This is a genomic window from Pseudomonas sp. RW407, from assembly GCF_003176655.1.
GTDB classification, from domain to species: Bacteria; Pseudomonadota; Gammaproteobacteria; order Pseudomonadales; family Pseudomonadaceae; genus Pseudomonas; species Pseudomonas delhiensis.
In genome coordinates this window covers 1,083,274-1,101,743 of the sequence record NZ_QGSL01000088.1, presented here as the reverse complement: position 1 = coordinate 1,101,743, position 18,470 = coordinate 1,083,274, and the positions used below count along the sequence as shown (strand labels likewise).

Genomic DNA, 18,470 nt, shown 5'->3' with positions numbered 1-18,470 from the left:
GGGCACCGCCATGCGCACCACGGAAACCATCAGGAACGACTGGAACGGTCCGGCGCAGTTTCTCGGCTGAGCAATCGGCTGGGCGACGTAGATAGCGAGATAGGTCGCAGTACTCCTCCAACAACGCCTTCAACGTGAACTTCAACGACGGCAACACGAACATCAACAACAAGAACAACAGCTTCCGCGTCCGCCCCGTCCGCAGAATCAGGAGTTGCGATGATGTTTCCTTTCGAAGATCTGGTTCAGGCCTACTACGACTGCCGTCGGCGCAAGAGCAATACGACCAGCGCGCTGAAGTTCGCGGAAAGCCTGGAAGAGAACCTGGTCGGCCTGTACGAAGACCTTCAGGCCGGAACCTACACCCCTGGCAAGTCGATTTGCTTCGTGGTGACGCGGCCCAAGGCAAGAGAGGTATGGGCTGCCGACTTTCGCGATCGCATCGTGCATCACCTGCTGTACAACCACGTCGGTGCGCGAATCGAAGCTACCTTCATCGTCGACAGCTGCGCCTGCATTCCCGGCCGCGGCACCCTGTACGCCGCCGAGCGGCTCGAAAGCAAGATACGGAGCGTGACGCAGAACTGGAGCCGTCCATGCTTCGGAATGAAGCTGGATTTGGCTAATTTTTTCGTCTCGATCGACAAGCGCGTACTGAACGACCAGATCGCCCGTCTGATTGACGATCCATGGTGGCAGTCGCTGGCCTTGCAGATCCTCTGGCACGACCCGCGCACCGACTACGAGACGCGGAGCCCTAAGCACCTGTTCCGCGAAGTGCCGCAGCACAAGCGCTTGACCGCGCAGCCGGCGCATCTCGGGCTGCCCATCGGCAACCTCAGCAGCCAGTTCTTCGCGAACATCTACCTCAACGATCTCGACAAGTTCGTGAAGCACCAGATTCGCGCCAAGCACTACATCCGGTATGTCGACGATATGGTGCTGCTGCACGAATCACCGCAACAACTGAACGCCTGGAAGGCAGAGATCGAGGCCTTCCTGCCAACCCTGGGCGCCCGGCTCAATCCTTCGAAAACGATTCTTCAGCCGGTAGATCGGGGTGTGGACTTCGTCGGTCACGTCATCAAACCCTGGTGCCGCACCACTCGCTCGCGAACGGTTGCCGAGGCTCACAGGAGAATCGCTGCGGCGCCCGATGAAGACATACGCACGCTCGCCAACAGTTACCTCGGCCTGTTCCGCCAGGCCAGCCATTCCCACAAATACCGCGCCGTAGTCGCCCGAGCCCTGCTCCGCAGAGGCTTCTCAGTCGATGCTGCGCTGACGAAAACCTTCTCTCCCAGGAGGAAGCCATGAACGCCAAACTCCAACGCGCCCAGGCGGCGTATGACGCGATGCTTCCTGACGATTCACCTTCCTGGTCTGAGAGCAGCGAATGGGAAAACCTCCACTTCGTCTGCGTCGATGACCTGATCAACAAGGGATTCGTCAGGGTGGCCGGCAAGAAGGTGCTGGAGGCCGACGTGCTCGCCATCAAGCTCCAGAAGGCCGCCGAGGACGCGATTCCGAGTGACCACGAATGCAACCTCGGCCAGCTCATCGTCGCGCTCGAAGCCAACAACCTGAGCGAAGCCAAGCGGCTCATGCGCTGCTTCATCGGCAACGACAAGGTGCGCGATATCGCTGGAGACCTGGTGAGCGCGAAGGAAGACGAGATCTACCGGCTGTACGTAGCAGCGCAGGAGGCGGCATGACAATCACCATCGACCTGACCAAGGCCGCCAAGACCATCATCTTCGCGGCCTTTTTCGTGGGCAGCGTTCTGGCCTTCGCCTGGGCTTTTGTGGGGATGGTGACGCCATGAACGGAGTTCAGCTTTTCGACGGCGACGCTACTTTCGTCAACAGCTTCACGAAGATCGGCTGGGGCGAAGAAACCGGGCAGAAATTCACCTTCGGTTTCAAGCCAGAACGCGGCAAGAAGTTCGTCGTGATGCTGCTTGGCGAGGTCGACAAAGACGCCACCGGCTACGACCTTGAGGCAGCCCTGAATCGCCTTGGCTTCTATCGGAAGGAGGAATAGCCATGCTCAGAAAAGCCCTCCGCAACGGCCTGATCCTCGCCATCGTCGCCATGCTCCTGTTCTTCAAGGCCATCGAGTTCGCTGACTCCATCACGGGGCGGTACAGCATCGAGTCGCCTCAGTACCCAATCACGCACCCGAGCGCAGCGGGCCGGTAAACCGGATATCTGCGACTGGATCAGCCGGATAGTGCCAGGTGTGAAAAACCCAGGCAGCCAAGGCCCGGAGCGCCCTTTTCTACGCCCGGACGACTTGGCCGAGTGGCGCCGTAAGCGCCTTCCCCTCCCTTCTACCTGGAGAACAGCATGAGCCATACGCCTGGCCCGTGGTTCGTCAATGGGCATGAACGCTACACCAAGTACGTTGAGGCTCGCATTGGCGGCGGCCTTCTACAAGAAGTCGCAGCTTGCGGGCCTACCGAAAGACAAGAGCAGCAGGAAGCCAATGCGCGCCTGATCGCTGCTGCGCCTGATCTGCTGGAGGCGCTGATCGATGCTGAGAAGAAGCTCTGCATTGCCGAGCATCTTTTGGATCTCGGAGAGGATGATTCGATCGCCTTTGAATCGGAAATCCTCTATGCCAGAGCCGCCATCGCCAAAGCCACCGGCCAGTAACCATCCCTCTACCAGCTGCGCGCCGCGCGGCAAAGGACCTGTACGCATGAAACTCTTCAAGAAAGCTGAGAACACCCAGGCCTACCTGAAGGCCGGCATCATGGGTTTCGCCGGTGACGGCAAGACCTTCACCGCGACCGAGATCGCCATCGGCATGGTCGAGCACATGCGAGCCAAGAGCCTGCCGGGTGGCGACAAGCCAGTGATGTTCCTCGACACCGAAACCGGCTCTGACTGGGTAAAGCCGCGCTTCGACGCTGCTGGCATTCCGCTGTTCGTAGCCAAGACTCGCGCATTCGTGGACCTGCTGACCGCCATCGACGAGGCCGAGGCTGAGGGCGCCTTCTTGCTGATCGACTCCATCAGCCATTTCTGGACCGGCCTCTGCGATGAGTATGCCAAGCGCCGCGGTCGCAAGCGTGGCCTGGAATTCAGTGACTGGGCGTGGCTGAAACAGGAATGGCGCCGCTTCACCGACCGCTACGTGAACAGCAACTGCCACATCATCCTGTGCGGCCGTGCCGGCTACGAGTACGATTTCTTCGAAGGTGAAGACGGCAAGAAGAACCTCGAAAAGACCGGCGTGAAGATGAAGGCCGAGGGCGAGACCGGTTACGAGCCGTCAATCCTGATCCTGATGGAGAAGCAGATGGACATCACCACCAGCCCTCCGCAGGTCTGGCGCACCGCCACGGTTCTGAAGGACCGCAGCACCAAGATCGACGGCAAGCAGTTCGCCAACCCCTCCTTCAAGGACTTCCTGCCGCACATTGAGTACCTGAACCTCGGCGGCCAGCACATGGGCGTCGACACCACTCGGGACAACGCTGAACTGTTCGAAGAAGACGGCGAACCACGCTGGCAGAAAGAGAGGCGCATGAAGGAAATCGCCCTGGACGAGATTGTGGAGCTGCTGAACAAGCACCACGGCGGCACCAGTAACGATGCCAAGAAGGCCAAGGGCGACATGCTGGAGTTCGCCTTCAACACCCGTAGCTGGGAGCGCATCAAGACCTTCGACTTCGCAGCCGTCAGCACGGCCCGCAATGCCCTCTGGCAGCGCCTGGAAGGCGTGGAATACCAGTGGGTTGAGCCTGGCAATGCGGAAGCCTATCAGGAGCCGCAAGCGGCCCAGGACGACGCGGCATGAGCATGATCCCCATCGACTACCGCACACGTCATCCTCTGGAAGATCGGCGGGAGCAACTGGCCGGCCAGGTTGAGCAGTACCTGGCGGCGGGTGGCGAAATTCACGTCATCCCGGGAATCGAACAGCGTCTAGACCAGCCGTACCAGTGGAACCGCAATGACCTGATCCTTTCCGGTAGCAGTCTCTCCAGCCCGGAAGAGAACCGAGTGGCTGCGGCGGTACGTAGGATTCGCGAGCTGGCTGAGAATGGAGCCGGCATCACTGCCATGAAGATGGACCTACGCATGGACTCCAGCCGCATCAAGCGTATCGCGGCTGAGCACGGTATCGAGATTCGGCACTCCACTGCTCAGCAGCGTGTGATCGGCGAGAAGGCCCGTAATGCATGCGTGGACGCCGGGAAGCTTAGGCGATCCAAGCTCGCACCGGTTATCCGGAAGCTCTGTGCAGAAAGCCTGACTATCGCCCAAATCGCCACGCGGGCCGAGACCTCCACCACCACGGTCCTACGGATCATCGATGAATATCAGATCCAGCGAGCCCGTCATGAGCAGTGAGCCCTACGGCCGGCTCGGTAACTCCGAGCTGGCCCTGGCCTACGAACTCCACTGCTCCGGATACGACTGGCAGCACATCGCAAGCGGCCTAGGCGTGAATGCCGACTGGCTGCGCAAGCGGGTGCGGCAGGTTGAGATCAACGGCCTTTCCGCGCCTCGCCTTCCCCGATAACCATCCACACGCCCTCCGCTGCACCGCGGCGGAGCTTTGTCTGGAGAAAGCCATGAACCCATATCACATTACTGGACCGGCACAGATCGGTTTCAGCGGCGGGAGATCGTCAGGCTTCATGCTCTACCACATCCTGGAAGGGCACGGCGGACAGTTACCCAGTGACGTGCACGTGACATTCCAGAATACTGGAAAGGAACGGCCGGAAACGCTCGACTTCATCCGCGAGTGCCAGCTTCACTGGGGAGTGCCGATCACCTGGCTGGAGTTCGACGGCGTTTATGGTCAAGGCCTGAGCTGGAAGGAAGTCACCTACGAGTCCGCGTCACGGAATGGCGAGCCATTCGATCTCATGCTCCGTTACTACGCCGACTACCGCCGCGAAGAGAAAGAAGAGCCGCCAATTCTTCCCAACCCCGCCAATCGAATGTGCACAGATCGGATGAAGATCAAGGCGGCCACCTGGTGGATGCGTGACGTCCTCGGCCACAGTTCCTGGGACGCGATCATCGGCATCCGAGCTGACGAGCCGAAGCGGTACCACCGGATGATGGCGGCCAACGAGAAAGGCTCCAACCGCTGGGAAAACGTCACCCCCATGTACCACGCAGGGGTGCTCAAGGCGGACGTGAACAGCTTTTGGGCGCGCCAGTTGTTCGACCTCGGTATCGATTCCGACCTTGGCAATTGCGACCTCTGCTTCCTGAAAAAGCCCGAGAAGATCATCCGCGCTATCGTGGAAAACCCGCAATGCGCCAAGTGGTGGATCGAGGCCGAGGATCGCTCGGGCCAAGTCTTCCGCCAGGACCGACCCAACTACCGCGCCTTGGCTTGGATGGCAGACCAACTAAGGCGGCAGATACCGCTCGACCTAGACTTTTCCGAAACGGAAGACCTGATCGACTGCATGTGCGGCGACTAGTCCTGGCTTAGCCAGGTGAACGGCAGGTCCCCGTAGGCCCATATCAAGGTCCCCACGATCGTCAGGCAGAACACCGTTAGCTCCGGCGCATTGAATTTCGGAATAAACCGATCTCGTTGCTCTTGGAGGCCGCCCCACCCCCACCCAACTGGTGTGATGGAGAGCTTCGCCCTAATAAGCACAGACTCAGCCAGGAGGGCAAACACAGTCGTGACCGCCCCGCTCCGACTAAACCAACCGCCAAGCTCAAGCCCTTTGAATGGCGGCATCGGCAACATAAGCGCCAGCATAGGGCTGATGAATGCTATGACGAGCAATCCATATGCGATGAAGAGGCTTGTCTGAAGCTCTGGATCAGTCGGTTCCTTCACTGCCACCCATTTCTCCTTGATCCGGCCCTATGCCGGGCCATCCGAACCTACCCCACTCCATGCCATTGCGCCACTACGGCGCGAGGTAACTTCCATGCCCCTCGACGAATCAGCCGTTCAGCGCGGTATCACCGAGCTGATCGCGAACCCGCACGCGCATTACCAGGCGCAGCTTGCTGAAGCTCTGTTCCACCAGCAGGCCCTGGACCTGATCCGGCGCATGAAATCCCACCTCACCAACGGAATCGGCGGCCAGCAGCTGAGCACAGAGGCTGCTGAGTTCATCGCCAAGCACACGAGGACGAAAGTATGAGCAAGGAACAAGAGAAGAGCGACGCCTGCGACTGGCTGCAGAACCTGGAGGGGGATGCCTGGGCCGATGCATGCGAGGAAATTGCGGCATCTGTGCGGAAGCAGGCAGAGGGCGCGCAGGGGGAGTTGTGGGCGATCCATGCACAAGGGCCTGACGACCTGTATGCAGCGTTCAACCGCGAAGACGCCGAGAAGCACGCCGCCGAGCTGAATGCCCTGCCAATGCCTGAAGGCATCTCCGTCGGCGCCGTGGTGATTCCGTCGCCATGGACACCTGCTGAGCACTGGCAGTACCTGGCAGAGCAAGAGCGCGAGCACAAGGACGCTATCGAAGGGCAGCGCCGCAACCTAGCAGCAACCCTGCTCAGCCAGAACCACGAACTGATGGAGGCCCGCGCTGCCCTGGCGCCGGAACTGGAGCAGCCGGGAGTCGTGGACTTCAATCCATATCGCCGCCATGCCGAGAAGATTCGGCAGCGAGTAGAAGAGGCGGCCAGCGTATACGAAGCCGGCGGAAGTGCTCTCGGGCACATGGAGGACATTGCCGAATCCGCGCTCATCGTCCGCAATGGCCTGGATGAACTGAGCGTCCAGCATGACCGCATCGTCGGCTCCCTGCGCTACAAGGCCGAGCTGTACGACGAAGTGTGGGAGTTGGTCACCGGCAAGGGCTACATGAACGTCACCACGGCGATCAGCAAGCTGGAGGCAGAGCGCGACACCGCCCAAGCCAGGCTCGCCGAGTTGGAGAAGCAGAAGCCGTTCTACTACTTCGCCGACTGCGACGATCCGGACTACTCCCGCCTGTACAACACCGAAGGCGATGCCCTTTCACAGATCAGCGATCACGGCGGTGACGTGGTGAAGCTCTACGCCGCCCCGGTCGCCCAGGCTGGGCAGGTGCCCCAGGCCTGGCTCGACGTGCAGGCCGAGCGGCGCCGCCAGGTGGCGGCCGAGGGCTGGACGCCGGAGCACGACAACGAGCACGACCACGGCCAGATGGCCCGCGCCGCCGCCTGCTACGCCCTGGCCGGCTCCAGCGCGGCGGATGATAAAACCGCAGCTCTGCTGGTTTCGCTGGCCTGGCCGTGGGACCAGCAGTGGTGGAAGCCGACCACCGCGCGCCGCGATCTGATCAAGGCCTGCGCGCTGGCGTTGGCTGAGATAGAGCGCCTGGACCGAGCCGCCGCGCCTCAGCCGGCAGAAGGTGAAGCGTGATCTACCGCATCCTGCTGCGCATCACCGAATGGCTGGAGCGGCTGATGAAGCGCAGCCCCAGCTACTCCCGAAACGATCCAGACTGGAACGAACTGCAGAACGAGGTCACCGCCCTGAAGCGTGACCTCCGGAAGAAGGGAGGCCGGGATGGACGCGATCATCAGTGACTGCGGCCTGTACCGCTACCTGCTCACCCGCGAGACCGGTCTGCTGCTGGCCGAGAAGCCCGGTGCGCTGTTCGTCATGCTCAACCCGAGCACCGCCGACGCCACCCTGGACGATCCGACGATACGCCGCTGCATCGGCTTCGCCACCGCCTGGGACTGTGCCGGCCTGGCCGTGGCCAACCTCTACGCGTACCGGGCAACGGATCCCCGGGAACTATGGAGGTGCGCCGATCCGGTCGGGCCGGAGAACGACCGGCACCTGGCTGCGCTGGCCGCCGAGTACGGCGACATCGTCTGCGCCTGGGGCTCGCACGCGAGGCCGGAGCGAGTCGCCGCAGTGGTGAACCTCCTGCAGGCCGCCGGTGCGCGCCTGTGGTGCCTCGGCGCCAATCAGGACGGCAGCCCGAAGCACCCGCTCTACATCAAGCGGGACCAGCCGCTGGTCGAGTGGCAGCCGTCAGCACCGCTCCAGCGCTAACCCCCCCATTCAGCACCACCCCACTCCAACATCGCCGGCCAGCATCAGTCAGCCGGCGCGATGAGGTATTGCCCATGGAAAGCGAAATCCTTTCCGATGAGGAACTGGCCGAGATCACCGGCTACAAGGTCAGAGCCTGGCAGCGACGCTGGCTTGATAGTCACCACTGGGTTTATGTCGAGAGCCGCGGAAAGCGTCCGCTGGTTGGGCGCCTCTATGCCCGGATGAAGCTCGGGATAGTCCCGCCGCAGGTAGATTCTGCTCCGCCGCCCAAGCCCAAGCGCGGCCCTGACTTCTCACGGATCAACGAATGAGACCCCGCAAACCAGAGAACCGACACCTCCCCATCAACGTCTACCAGCGCAACCGCAAGCGCAAGAACGGTAAGGTCTGGACCAGGTACTACTACCGCACGCCTGACGGCAAGGACATCCCGCTTGGCGCCGACCTGAACGAAGCCCGGCGGAAATGGGCGGAGCTTGAATCCACAGCTATCCCGGGAGAGGCAACGCTGATGCGATCAATCTTCGACCGGTATGAGCGGGATATCATCCCCAAGAAGGCCGCGCGCACCCAGGCGGACAACAAGTCGGAGATGAAGCGCCTGCGCCGAGCATTCGATGAGATGGCCATCGAGGACATCACTCCGTCGATGATCGCGCAGTATCGAGACGCCAGGGAGGCCAAGACTCGGGCAAACCGGGAAATCGCCCTGCTCAGCCACGTCTTCAACACCGCCAGGGAATGGGGGCTGTGCCAGCAGGCCAATCCTTGCCTTGGAGTGCGAAAGAACAAGGAGAAACCCAGGGACTACTACGCCAACGACACGGTCTGGAAGGCGGTCTATGCGCAGGCCTGCCATGAGTTGCGAGACGCCATGGACCTGGCCTACCTGACTGGCCAGCGCCCTGCCGACGTGCTCGGGATGCGCAAGGATGACATTGTCGACGGCTATCTGCTGGTCACTCAGGGAAAGACCGGCAAGCGCCTGCGCATCCAGGTCGAAGTCGATGGCGAGCAGAACTCGCTCGGGAAGCTGCTGAAGCGTATAGAACAAGGGAATGATGGACTGCTGTCGCCGTTCCTGGTGCTGAGCCGGAACGGCAAGCGGGTGTCCTGGCCAATGCTCAGGAATCGGTGGGATGAGGCCAGGTCAAAAGCGGCCAGTGAAGCGGAGGCGAATGGTGAGCCCGATCTTGCAGTGCGTATCCGGCAATTCCAGTTCCGCGACATCCGACCAAAGGCGGCGAGCGAAATCCGGGATGTGGCCGACGCGAGCGTACTGCTGGGGCACTCGAAGGAGGGAATTACAGAGCGGGTTTATCGCCGAGTGGGTGCTGTTGCGAAGCCGGCGAAATAGGAAAGATTCTGGAACGCGTACCAGAACATACCGTTTCGCGTGGCTATCTGGAGCGCAAATAAAAAGCCCCGTAGACCTTGATCTACGGGGCTTTCATGTTGGAGGCTGAGGTCGGAATCGAACCGGCGTTCACGGATTTGCAATCCGCTGCATAACCACTCTGCTACTCAGCCTTTGAACCTGGCAAACCGCGTTGCGATTCGCTGCAATTCTGTTAGGTCCGGCTCTCTTTCAAGCTCTAACCTATTGATTACACAGAGTTTTCATCGCCCTGCGCTTTCGATGGCCGGGATTATGGACTAATGGGACAAGACTGGCAACACCTGAGATTAAATTTCTTCATGACCCGGCTGGCGGCAGGAGAGGAAGCAAGTCCATCAGGTCTCGTGATGCAAGCCCGAACACGGACTGCTTCACCTTCCCTTCGCAATCCTGTCAGTTGCAAAGGAGCACAGCCAACCGTTACTTACACTGCAATCGGGGTTTTCGCGACCTGAATCGGGTAGTGGTGCAAATGTGAATTCGTATCATTCACACCTATCTCATTCAGGCGTGAATTCCATGGCTCGCACTCCCCTCTTCCAGTCTGCCCGCTGCCTCCTTCTGTTCTGCGGTCCCCTGCCGTTGCTGCAAACCGCCCAGGCGGCCGATTCCGCCCCCAGGGAGTTGGATGCCACCGTCATCACCGCCACCAAGCAGGACACCCCGGAGTTCAACACCGCCAACAGCGTCAGCGTGGTGAGCGGGGAAAAGCTCGCGGACAGCCACCTGGACACGCTGGGTGACGTGGCCCAGCGCCTGCCCAACGTGTATTTCAGCACCTTCACCCAGCACACACCGTCGTTGACCATCCGCGGCCTGGGTTTCTCCGACGACGAAGGCGACAGCATCAGCAACAGCGTGTACATCGATGGTGTGCCGATGAACGGCATGGTCCTCGGCCAGCTCTACGACCTGGAGCAGATCGAGGTGCTGCGCGGCCCGCAAAACACGCTCTATGGCCAGAACAGCATGGGTGGCCTGGTAGCCCTGCGTACCCGCGACCCGGAGTTCGATGCCGGCGGCAAGCTCAAGCTCGAATACGGCAGTCACAACCGGCAGCGCGCCGAGTTCGCCGGCAACCTGCCGCTTTCCGGGAATACCGCGTTGCGGCTCAGCGCCGGCGGCGAGCAGAGTGACGGCATGGTGGCCAACCCGACCCTCGGGCGTCACGACAGCGCTGGCTGGAACAGCGGTTTCGGCCGTATCAAGCTGTTGCACCTGGACGATGACGGTGGTGAATGGCGCTTTGCCCTGCACCAGATGAACACCCATGGCGACAACGACTACTTCGCCCCCCGCGAGTTGGCCAGGAAGCACGAATCCAACGCCACCGACACCGGCAGAAACGACACCGCATATACCCTGTTCAGCGGTGAATACCGCAAGCGTTACGCCGACGACACGCAGTTGGTGGTCAACCTCGGCGCCAATCGGACCGAGTGGGACTACTGGTTGCCCGAATCGATTTTTGGCGGCGAGGCTGGCTACGACATGGAGACCCGCCAGTACAGTGCCGAGGCCCGCCTGAACGGCGAACGGGGAAAATGGGACTGGCTGGTGGGCGGCTTCCTCTCCCATGTACGCCGGGACGCGCCCTACACCTTCGACCTGAGCCCGTACTACCTGAGCGATACCAAAGCCAAGGTCACCGGCGACACCGCGGCGGCTTTCGGTGAGCTGGGCTGGCGCTTCCAGCCGGACTGGCGCCTGGCCGCCGGCCTGCGCCTGGAGCACAACCGTCGCAGTATGGACTGGAGCAGCCACCAGAGCGGCCTGTTCGACAGCAACGGCGACGGCGTGCCGGATACCCCGTTCGACAGCCTGGAAGCCTTCGACGACCGCAAGGTCAACGAAACCGTGGCCCTGCCGCGCCTGAGCCTGGAATACAGCCCCAGCGACCAGCACTTCAGCTACCTGGTGCTGGCCCGCGGCTACAAGGCCTCGGGATTCAACACCTATGCCACGGGTGCCGCCGCGGCGGGCAATGCCTATGATCCGGAATACGGCAACTACGTCGAGTTGGGCTACCGCTATCGCGCCCCGGACAATCTTTGGCAAGCGGGTGCGAACCTGTTCTACACCCGCCTGCGCGACCAGCAGGTGATCGTCGAAGATGTCGGCGGCCAGACCTTCACCAGCAACGCCGGCAAGTCCCACAACAAGGGGGTGGAACTGACCGCCACGCTTTTCCCGCTGGCATCGGTGCAACTCAACGCCTACGCCAGCTTTGTCGAAGCGGAGTTCGACGACTACAGCCGCGGCTCGGTGGACTACGCCGGCAAGCAGTTCCCCAGTACCCCCAGGCACAGTTTCGGGGTGTCCATGGACTGGGCCGCCACCGACCGCATCACCTTCGGCACCGGCCTGACCCGCCAGGGCGAATCGAACCTGTACCCCAGCGCCAACATCGAAAACGACGCCTACACCCTGTGGGACGCCAACCTCGACTACCGCCTCAGGCAGTGGAGCATCGGCCTGTTCGGCAAGAACCTCAGCGACGCCACCTACTACACCCGCGCCATGGCCAACGACATGGTCATCGCTGGCCAGCCGAGGACAGTGGGAATGCGCGTGGGCATGGAGTTCTGAGCCTCTTGTCGAAGTGTGACCGAAGCTGCAGAAACGGCGCCCGGATGCGGGCATCAAACTTGAAAATGATAATCATTGGCAATAACATGGAGTCCATCTTGAACGCTCGCAGGGATCTCCGAGCCCCATAGCGAATGGATTCGTTCCACCGCCATAAGCAGGGAGACCTGCGAGCCCTCTCCCTATGCCCAGCCCACCTGGGCGCAGGCCCGCGAGGACGACCATGTACCAGCTTCGCGCTTCCACCTTTTTCGACACGGCAACGCCCAAGGCCGGCCCGCCTGGCTGCCACGTGCTCACCCAGGTTTTGCAGCCGGGCCTGGAAGTCTCCCTGGTGTCTTTCGATGCCACCCGCAACCTGAGTATCAGCACCATCGACGACAGTTCGCACCTGCACTTCAGTTGCATGCTCAACGGCGACGTCGACGTCCGCACCGGGCAGAGGGGCCTGCGCCTGGGCCAGAACCAGCTGATGGCCAGCTTTGCTCCGGCCGAGCGTTTCGAGCTGGAGTTTGCGCCGGCCCACCGTAACCTCGAACTGCGCATCACCCCGCAACGCCTGCACGAACTGGCCGGCGACGATTACCAACGCCTGGGGGACAGCATCGAACGCAGCTTCTACCTGCAGGTCAGCCACGGCAACCAGAGGATCAAGGACGCGGCGCTGCGCCTGGAACGCCTGCTGGGCGACGAGACCGCCTTACCGTTGCTGGTGCATTCGGCCACCCTGGAGTTTCTCGCCTGGCACCTCAAGGCCTGTACCCCGCAGGACCTGGGGGAACGGGTATCCAAGCGTGAACAGCGGCTGCTGCTTGCCGCCCGCGAGCGCTTGCTGATGGACCTCAGCGCGCCCCCCACCATCGAGCAACTGGCACGGGAAATCGGGCTCAACCAGCTCAAGCTCAAGCGCGGCTTCAAGGCCCTGTTCGATACCAGCATCTACGCGCTGTTCCAGCGTGAGCGCATGGGCAAGGCCCGACAGTTGCTGCAGCAGCATGGCGTCACCGATACCGCATCGATGCTCGGCTACAGCAATATCAGCCACTTCAGCGCAGCCTTTCGCAAACAGTACGGGGTACTGCCCCGCGATGCCCGCAAAGGCGCGCTGGAATAACGCCTCAACCTGCCTGCTGGCGGCGCCACAGTTCGGCATACAGGCCATTCTCGGCCAGTAGTTGTTCGTGGCGACCGCGCTCGACGATACGCCCTCCTTCCAACACCAGAATCAGGTCGGCATGGCATACCGTGCCCAGACGGTGGGCAACCACGATCAGCGTGCGCCCCTGGGCCAACTGCGAGAGCCCTCGCTGGATCTCGTACTGCGCCAGTGGGTCCACCGAGGCGGTAGCCTCGTCGAGCAACAGTATCGGCGCATCCTTGAGCAGCGCCCGGGCAATCGACAGGCGCTGACGCTCACCGCCGGACAGGCGCTGGCCATTCTCGCCGATCCGTGTGTCATAGCCCTCGGGCAGGCTGCGAATGAACTCATCGCAGCAGGTCTGGCGACACACCTCGACCACCTCCTCCAGGCTGGCCTCGGGCTTCGCCAGACACAGGTTGTCCAGCACGCTGCCGTCGAACAGCTGCACATCCTGAAAGACGAAACTCGACTGCCGGTAGAGCTGCTCCAGGCGCATCTGCCGCAGGTCGACGCCTCCCAGTTCGATGCTCCCCTGCTGCGTGTCATGAAAACGCGCCAACAAGTGCAGCAGGCTGCTCTTGCCGGCACCGGAGGGACCGACGATCGCCACCATCTGCCCTTCCTCGACGACGAACTCCACCCCCTGCAGCGCCCATTGCGCTTGACCCGGATAGCGCAGGCCGACATTTCTGAAGACGACCCGATGGCCATGCAGCGAGGCCGGCGCCAGAGGTTCCTGCACCTCGGGCAATTGCATCAGTTCCTGCAGACGGGTTTGCGCCTGGGCCAGGCCGCGCAACTCACTCAGGTAGGCCGCGGCATCCAGCAAGGGATCGAGCAACCGGTTGGCCACCAGGGCGAACAGCATCCAGCTCAGGGCCGACAGCTGCGACGTCGCCGCCAACCAGGCCGCAACGGCCAGCATGAGCGCCAGGCTCATATCGATGCAGATGCGATACAGCTGAATCGCACTGCCGGCCCAGGCTTCCACCCCCAGGCTGTGACGCTCGATGGCGCGGAACTGGCAGTCCAGCCGGGTACGCCAGGGCTCTGTACGATCGAACAGACGCAAGGTACGCAGACCGCCGATGAACTCCACCAGCAACCCCGCCGCTTCGAGAAAGCCTTGCTGCTTACGCCGCCCCACCGCGAGGAAGAAGCCGTTCAACAGGTTGAGCATGGCGAACGCCAGGGGCAAGGTCACCAGCAGCGCCAGGGTCAAGCGCCAGTCGACCCATACCAGCACCAGCATGAACATCAGGGGCACGCTCAAGGCCGCCAGCAGCTCGGCCAGGACGTGGGTGAAAATGCTTTCGATGCGCTTGACGTCCTCGGTCAAGCGCTCCCCCAGCTGGCCGATCCGCTCACGCCGCAATGCCCCCAGGGGCAGCCGCCCGACATGGTCCAGCAAGCTCCGGCGATAGCCGTGCATCAGTTGATAGCCGCCGAGAAATGTATTGAGCTGGCCGAAGTGCGAACACAGCAGCTGTACCATCAGCAATGCCAGCAGCCCCACTGCCAGCCAACCCGGCGACGCAGACTGTGCCAGGCCCTGGTTGCCCGACGCGGGATCACCCAGCCAGAAAAAGCCGAGAAAGAACGGCGCCATGGCGCAGGCCCGCTCCAGCACCCGCAGGGCCAACCCCTGCCACAGGCGCGGCGCCCGCGTATTCGCCGTAGCCATCACCTGACGCAGCCCTTCAGTCAGCCACCGCATGCTGCGGGCTCCTGTTGCGGATGGACCACTGCTCGGTCTCGAACTGGCGCCGCCATTGCTGCGCATACAGGGGGCTGCGCTCCAGCAATTGCGGATGCTGCCCCCGGTCGGCCAGTACGCCGCGTTCCAGCACCACGATCTGCTCGGCATCGCGGACGCTGCCCAGACGATGGGCAATCACCAGCACGGTCTGCTCCGGCCAGGCCTGGCGCAGATCGCGATAAAAGCGCTGCTCGGTACGGCTATCGGCGAAGGCCGTGGCTTCGTCCAGCACCAGGACCGGCGTCTCGGCCAACAACGCCCGGGCCAGCCCGATGCGTTGCCGTTCGCCACCGGACAAGCGCACGCCCCGCTCGTCCAGCGGCGTATGCAGGCCCTGGGGCAAGGCACGCACGAAGTCTTCGGCCTGTGCCACGCGCAAGGCGGTGAACAGCTGTTCCTCGCTGGCGTCGGGGCGGCCGATCAACAGGTTGTCCAGCACGGAGCCCCGAAATACGAAAGCCTCCTGGGAAACCACGCCGACCGTCACCGCCCGCGTCGCGTCACTCATCGCGGCCAGGGGCCTGCCGCCGATGCTCACCCGTCCGGAATCGGCGTCAAGAAGGCCGCCGAGCAGCCAGGCCAGGGTACTTTTGCCGCTCCCCGACGGACCGACCAACGCAGTCATCTGCCCGGCAGGCAGGCACAGGTCGATATCGCGGAGCACCGGCCGCCCGTCATAGCTGAAACACACCGCCTCGAAACGTACCTCCAGCGCCCCCTGTGGCACCTGCTCGTTTCCTTCTGCGGGTTGCGGCCACTGCAGCAGAGGGGCGAAGCGCCGTACGCCACCGATGATTTCCTGAATCTGCGAGTTGAACCGCGCCACCCGCAGCAATGGCCTGAGCATGCCAGTACCGAGGATCAGCACCAGTACCAGGTCGGACAGCCCCAGTTCACCCCGCGCATACAGCCACAGGCCTAGAGGGAAGAGGATGGCCACGTTGGCCCCCAGCAGCACCGTGAACGCCGACCAGCCGGGCACGCTCAGGGCGATCATGCGGCCGATCAGGCGCCGGTAGCGATCCAGGGCTTCGCGCATACGCTTGAACGAGCGCGAGTCCTGGCGGAAGGCTTTCATCAACAGTGCATTGCGCAGGTATTCCAGTGTCGCGCCGTCCAGATCGTCCACGGCGCCGGCGTACTCCCGCAGCCGTCCCTCCAGGCCGCGCATCATCCAGCCCTGGGCGAACAACGCCAGGGGTACGGGAAGCAAGGCACAGAGGGCCAGGCGCCAATCGACGGCGCACAGCAGCGCGAACGCCCACAAGGGGCTCAGCAATGCCGCCACGCACTCGACGCTGTGGTGGGCGATGAACTGCTCCATGCGCTCCACGTCCTGGATCAGCCGCCGCTTGAGTTCGCCGCTGGACAAGCGGCCGAGCCAAGGCAGGGGCGCCCATGACAAATGCCGTACCAGGGCCCTGCGGGTGTTGAACAGTACCCGATAGGCCGCCACGTGGCTGAGGTAGTAGGCGAAGGTGTAGAGCATGTACTTGAGCAGCACGCACAGGGCCATCCAGCCGGCCAGTTGCAGCAGACTGGCGCTTGGCGCCGGTTCCTGCAGAACCAGGTTCACCGCCTGGGCCAGCAGCACGAAAGGCAGCAACTCGACGCCGGCAGCCAGCACCGCCATCGCCACCGCCCCGCCCAGGCGCCAACCCTGCCCACGCAACAGCCAGCGCCTGGTAGGCCTTTGCCCTCTGCTGAACTCGCCCCCCATGACCGTCCCCACTCGCCAACAGTGCCGACAGCATCCGCTACGCCCTGGCCAGGGGACTGCCCTGATCGGTTCTGACAGACCCCGGATGAGGACTATTGCCCTCCCGCCATGGCCCTGCGCCCTGCCATCCGGGAGCGTCGACGGCTTGGGCATAAGCTCATGACAAAAAATGCCGATCGGGGCTGAGGCGTTCGGTTTCGGGGAGTCTCCCCACAAAGCATAACAATAATCATTCTCAAATTTTGGAGTTTCCTGCGACCCTGCAAAAGGAGCAAGCCCATGCCCACTCTTCACTGGCGTGACACCCAGGCCCGGAAATTCGTGCAACAAGGCTATTGGGAACCCCGGAGCCTGAATGAGCACTTGCAGGAGTGGAGCCACCGATTCGGCCCGCGCATCGCCCTGGTTGAAGGCGAACAACAGCTCAGCTATTTCGACTTCGAACAGCAAGTCTGCTGCCTGGCCGGTGGCCTGGCCGACCTGGGTATCCAATGCGGTGACCGGGTACTGCTGCAACTGCCCAATGGCATCGCTTTCGCCAGCAGTTTCTTCGCCCTGCTGCGCCTCGGCGCCTGGCCGATCCTGGCCATGCCGGCCCACCGCGAACGGGAGATCCAGGCCCTGTGCGAGCTGGCCGAGCCGACTGCCTACATAGTCGCCGAACGTTTTCTCGGCTACGACTACCGGCCCATGGCCGAGCGGCAACTGGGCAGGCAAGCGAGCCTGAGGCACCTGATCATCGCCGGCAAGCCAAGCAATGCCGGGGTCCCCCTGAGCGCGTTGAACGGAGAAATTCGCCGCCCAGCCGTCGTGGATCCCCTGGACACCGCCCTGTTGCTGCTGTCCGGCGGGACCACCGGCACCCCGAAGCTGATTCCCCGCAGCCATGCCGACTATGCCTATAACGCCAAGGCATCGGCTCGCCTGTGCGGCTTTGCTGGCGACTCGGTATACCTGGCCGCCCTGCCCATCGCCCATAACTTCCCACTGGCCTGTCCAGGTCTGATCGGAACCCTGTCGATGGGCGGCAGGGTGGTGTTCGCTCTTACCCCGGGGGCCGACGAAGCCTTTGGCCTGATCGCGCGCGAAGGCGTTACCCACACCGCGTTGGTACCATCACTGGTCAAGCTGTGGCTACAGGCCCGGGAGTGGGACAAGAGCGACCTGTCCAGCCTGCGCCTGTTGCAAGTGGGTGGCGCACGCTTGCCGCCGGAACTGGCGGCGCAGGTCACACCGATATTGGGCTGCGCCCTGCAACAGGTGTTCGGCATGGCCGAAGGCCTGCTCTGCTACACCCGCCTGGACGATCCTCAGCAGGTGGTACTCAATACCCAAGGCCGCCCCCTTAGCGAAGCTGATGAAGTGCGTCTGATCAGTGCCGACGGGCAACCGGTAGACGACGGTCAAACCGGTGAACTGATCGTGCGCGGCCCTTATACCATTCGCGGTTATTACCGCGCCGAGGCGCACAACCAGCAGGTGTTCGACGCCGAAGGTTTCTACCACTCCGGCGACCTGGCGCGCTGGTCCCCGGATGGAAATCTGGTGGTCGAAGGCCGCCTCAAGGAACAGATCAACCGTGCCGGCGAGAAAATCGCCGCTGCTGAAATAGAGCAATTGCTGCGTGAACACCCCCAGATCCAGGACGCCGCGGTGATCGCCCTGGCCGATAAGCGTCTGGGTGAACGACTGTGCGCCTGCGTGATTGTGCGAGACGACCAAACTCTCGAACTGACTGACCTGCACCAGCACTTCCAGGCCCTGGGTCTACCCCGCCACAAATGGCCAGACCAGTTGGAAACCCTACACAACTGGCCGCTGACCAGCATCGGCAAAATCGACAAGCGCCAGCTGC

The 18,470-nt window shown here is 62.6% G+C and carries 20 protein-coding genes, 1 tRNA gene and 1 pseudogene; 18 read left to right on the top strand and 4 right to left on the bottom strand.

Annotated elements, in window-relative coordinates:
• Positions 1–219: 219 nt before the first annotated feature.
• The 9 genes from DK254_RS11510 (at position 220) to DK254_RS11475 (ending at position 5,458) form a co-directional block, all read left to right on the top strand.
• Positions 220–1,317, top strand: coding sequence for an RNA-directed DNA polymerase (locus DK254_RS11510; protein ID WP_109931408.1), 1,098 nt, complete (start codon positions 220–222; stop codon positions 1,315–1,317).
• Positions 1,314–1,715 (top strand): hypothetical protein, encoded by a 402-nt coding sequence (locus DK254_RS11505; protein ID WP_109931406.1) that lies wholly within the window; start codon positions 1,314–1,316, stop codon positions 1,713–1,715. Before DK254_RS11510 ends, DK254_RS11505 begins: the two co-directional genes overlap by 4 nt.
• Before the next feature lie 106 nt (positions 1,716–1,821).
• Positions 1,822–2,043 (top strand): hypothetical protein, encoded by a 222-nt coding sequence (locus DK254_RS11500; protein WP_109931404.1) that lies wholly within the window; start codon positions 1,822–1,824, stop codon positions 2,041–2,043.
• A 2-nt stretch (positions 2,044–2,045) separates the two neighbouring features.
• Positions 2,046–2,201: a hypothetical protein gene (locus DK254_RS34345; RefSeq protein ID WP_177411994.1), complete on the top strand. Its 156-nt coding sequence runs from the start codon at positions 2,046–2,048 to the stop codon at positions 2,199–2,201.
• A gap of 147 nt (positions 2,202–2,348) precedes the next feature.
• A complete protein-coding gene (locus tag DK254_RS11495; protein WP_109931402.1) occupies positions 2,349–2,657 on the top strand; it encodes a hypothetical protein in 309 nt (102 codons plus the stop codon).
• A gap of 46 nt (positions 2,658–2,703) precedes the next feature.
• Entirely contained in the window at positions 2,704–3,807 is a 1,104-nt protein-coding gene (locus DK254_RS11490; RefSeq protein WP_109931400.1) for an AAA family ATPase, read from the top strand.
• Positions 3,804–4,364, top strand: coding sequence for a hypothetical protein (locus tag DK254_RS11485; RefSeq protein WP_146219530.1), 561 nt, complete (start codon positions 3,804–3,806; stop codon positions 4,362–4,364). Before DK254_RS11490 ends, DK254_RS11485 begins: the two co-directional genes overlap by 4 nt.
• Entirely contained in the window at positions 4,354–4,536 is a 183-nt protein-coding gene (locus DK254_RS11480; RefSeq protein ID WP_109931396.1) for a hypothetical protein, read from the top strand. Before DK254_RS11485 ends, DK254_RS11480 begins: the two co-directional genes overlap by 11 nt.
• Positions 4,537–4,588: 52 nt before the next feature.
• Complete coding sequence (locus DK254_RS11475) at positions 4,589–5,458, top strand: hypothetical protein (protein ID WP_109931394.1); 870 nt, start codon at positions 4,589–4,591, stop codon at positions 5,456–5,458.
• Here the strand turns inward: DK254_RS11475 and DK254_RS11470 are convergent.
• Positions 5,455–5,835, bottom strand: coding sequence for a hypothetical protein (locus DK254_RS11470; protein WP_109931392.1), 381 nt, complete (start codon positions 5,833–5,835; stop codon positions 5,455–5,457). The genes DK254_RS11475 and DK254_RS11470 overlap by 4 nt on opposite strands.
• Positions 5,836–5,923: 88 nt before the next feature.
• Between DK254_RS11470 and DK254_RS11465 the strand changes: the two genes are divergently transcribed.
• The 6 genes from DK254_RS11465 (at position 5,924) to DK254_RS11445 (ending at position 9,364) form a co-directional block, all read left to right on the top strand.
• On the top strand, positions 5,924–6,142 hold the full coding sequence (locus tag DK254_RS11465) for a hypothetical protein (protein ID WP_089394781.1): 219 nt from the start codon (positions 5,924–5,926) through the stop codon (positions 6,140–6,142).
• The gene (locus tag DK254_RS34755; protein WP_256595761.1) at positions 6,139–7,359 is read left to right on the top strand and encodes a hypothetical protein; all 1,221 of its coding nucleotides are present in this window, start codon (positions 6,139–6,141) and stop codon (positions 7,357–7,359) included. Before DK254_RS11465 ends, DK254_RS34755 begins: the two co-directional genes overlap by 4 nt.
• On the top strand, positions 7,356–7,526 hold the full coding sequence (locus tag DK254_RS34125; RefSeq protein WP_158546376.1) for a hypothetical protein: 171 nt from the start codon (positions 7,356–7,358) through the stop codon (positions 7,524–7,526). Before DK254_RS34755 ends, DK254_RS34125 begins: the two co-directional genes overlap by 4 nt.
• Positions 7,507–8,004: a DUF1643 domain-containing protein gene (locus tag DK254_RS11455; RefSeq protein ID WP_109931390.1), complete on the top strand. Its 498-nt coding sequence runs from the start codon at positions 7,507–7,509 to the stop codon at positions 8,002–8,004. The genes DK254_RS34125 and DK254_RS11455 overlap by 20 nt, the downstream gene beginning before the upstream one ends.
• A gap of 74 nt (positions 8,005–8,078) precedes the next feature.
• Positions 8,079–8,318 (top strand): DUF4224 domain-containing protein, encoded by a 240-nt coding sequence (locus DK254_RS11450; protein ID WP_109931388.1) that lies wholly within the window; start codon positions 8,079–8,081, stop codon positions 8,316–8,318.
• Positions 8,315–9,364 (top strand): tyrosine-type recombinase/integrase, encoded by a 1,050-nt coding sequence (locus DK254_RS11445; protein WP_109931386.1) that lies wholly within the window; start codon positions 8,315–8,317, stop codon positions 9,362–9,364. The genes DK254_RS11450 and DK254_RS11445 overlap by 4 nt, the downstream gene beginning before the upstream one ends.
• 99 nt (positions 9,365–9,463) lie before the next feature.
• Here DK254_RS11445 and DK254_RS11440 read toward each other — a convergent pair.
• Positions 9,464–9,537 (bottom strand) — tRNA-Cys (locus DK254_RS11440).
• A gap of 388 nt (positions 9,538–9,925) precedes the next feature.
• Here DK254_RS11440 and DK254_RS11435 point away from each other — a divergent pair.
• Positions 9,926–11,995: a TonB-dependent receptor gene (locus tag DK254_RS11435; protein ID WP_109933867.1), complete on the top strand. Its 2,070-nt coding sequence runs from the start codon at positions 9,926–9,928 to the stop codon at positions 11,993–11,995.
• A 223-nt stretch (positions 11,996–12,218) separates the two neighbouring features.
• Positions 12,219–13,109 carry a helix-turn-helix transcriptional regulator gene (locus DK254_RS11430; RefSeq protein ID WP_109933866.1) on the top strand — a complete coding sequence of 297 codons (891 nt, stop codon included), beginning with the start codon at positions 12,219–12,221 and terminating at the stop codon, positions 13,107–13,109.
• 4 nt (positions 13,110–13,113) lie between these two features.
• Here DK254_RS11430 and DK254_RS11425 read toward each other — a convergent pair whose 3' ends face one another.
• Together DK254_RS11425 and DK254_RS11420 are read right to left on the bottom strand one after the other, a co-directional pair.
• Positions 13,114–14,853, bottom strand: coding sequence for an ABC transporter ATP-binding protein (locus DK254_RS11425; RefSeq protein ID WP_109933865.1), 1,740 nt, complete (start codon positions 14,851–14,853; stop codon positions 13,114–13,116).
• Positions 14,837–16,528: an ABC transporter ATP-binding protein gene (locus tag DK254_RS11420; RefSeq protein ID WP_218281417.1), complete on the bottom strand. Its 1,692-nt coding sequence runs from the start codon at positions 16,526–16,528 to the stop codon at positions 14,837–14,839. The genes DK254_RS11425 and DK254_RS11420 overlap by 17 nt, the downstream gene beginning before the upstream one ends.
• A gap of 366 nt (positions 16,529–16,894) precedes the next feature.
• Between DK254_RS11420 and DK254_RS35180 the strand changes: the two are divergent.
• Positions 16,895–18,469 (top strand): annotated as a pseudogene (locus DK254_RS35180) ((2,3-dihydroxybenzoyl)adenylate synthase); the annotation flags it as partial.
• Between the last annotated feature and the right edge of the window lies 1 nt (position 18,470).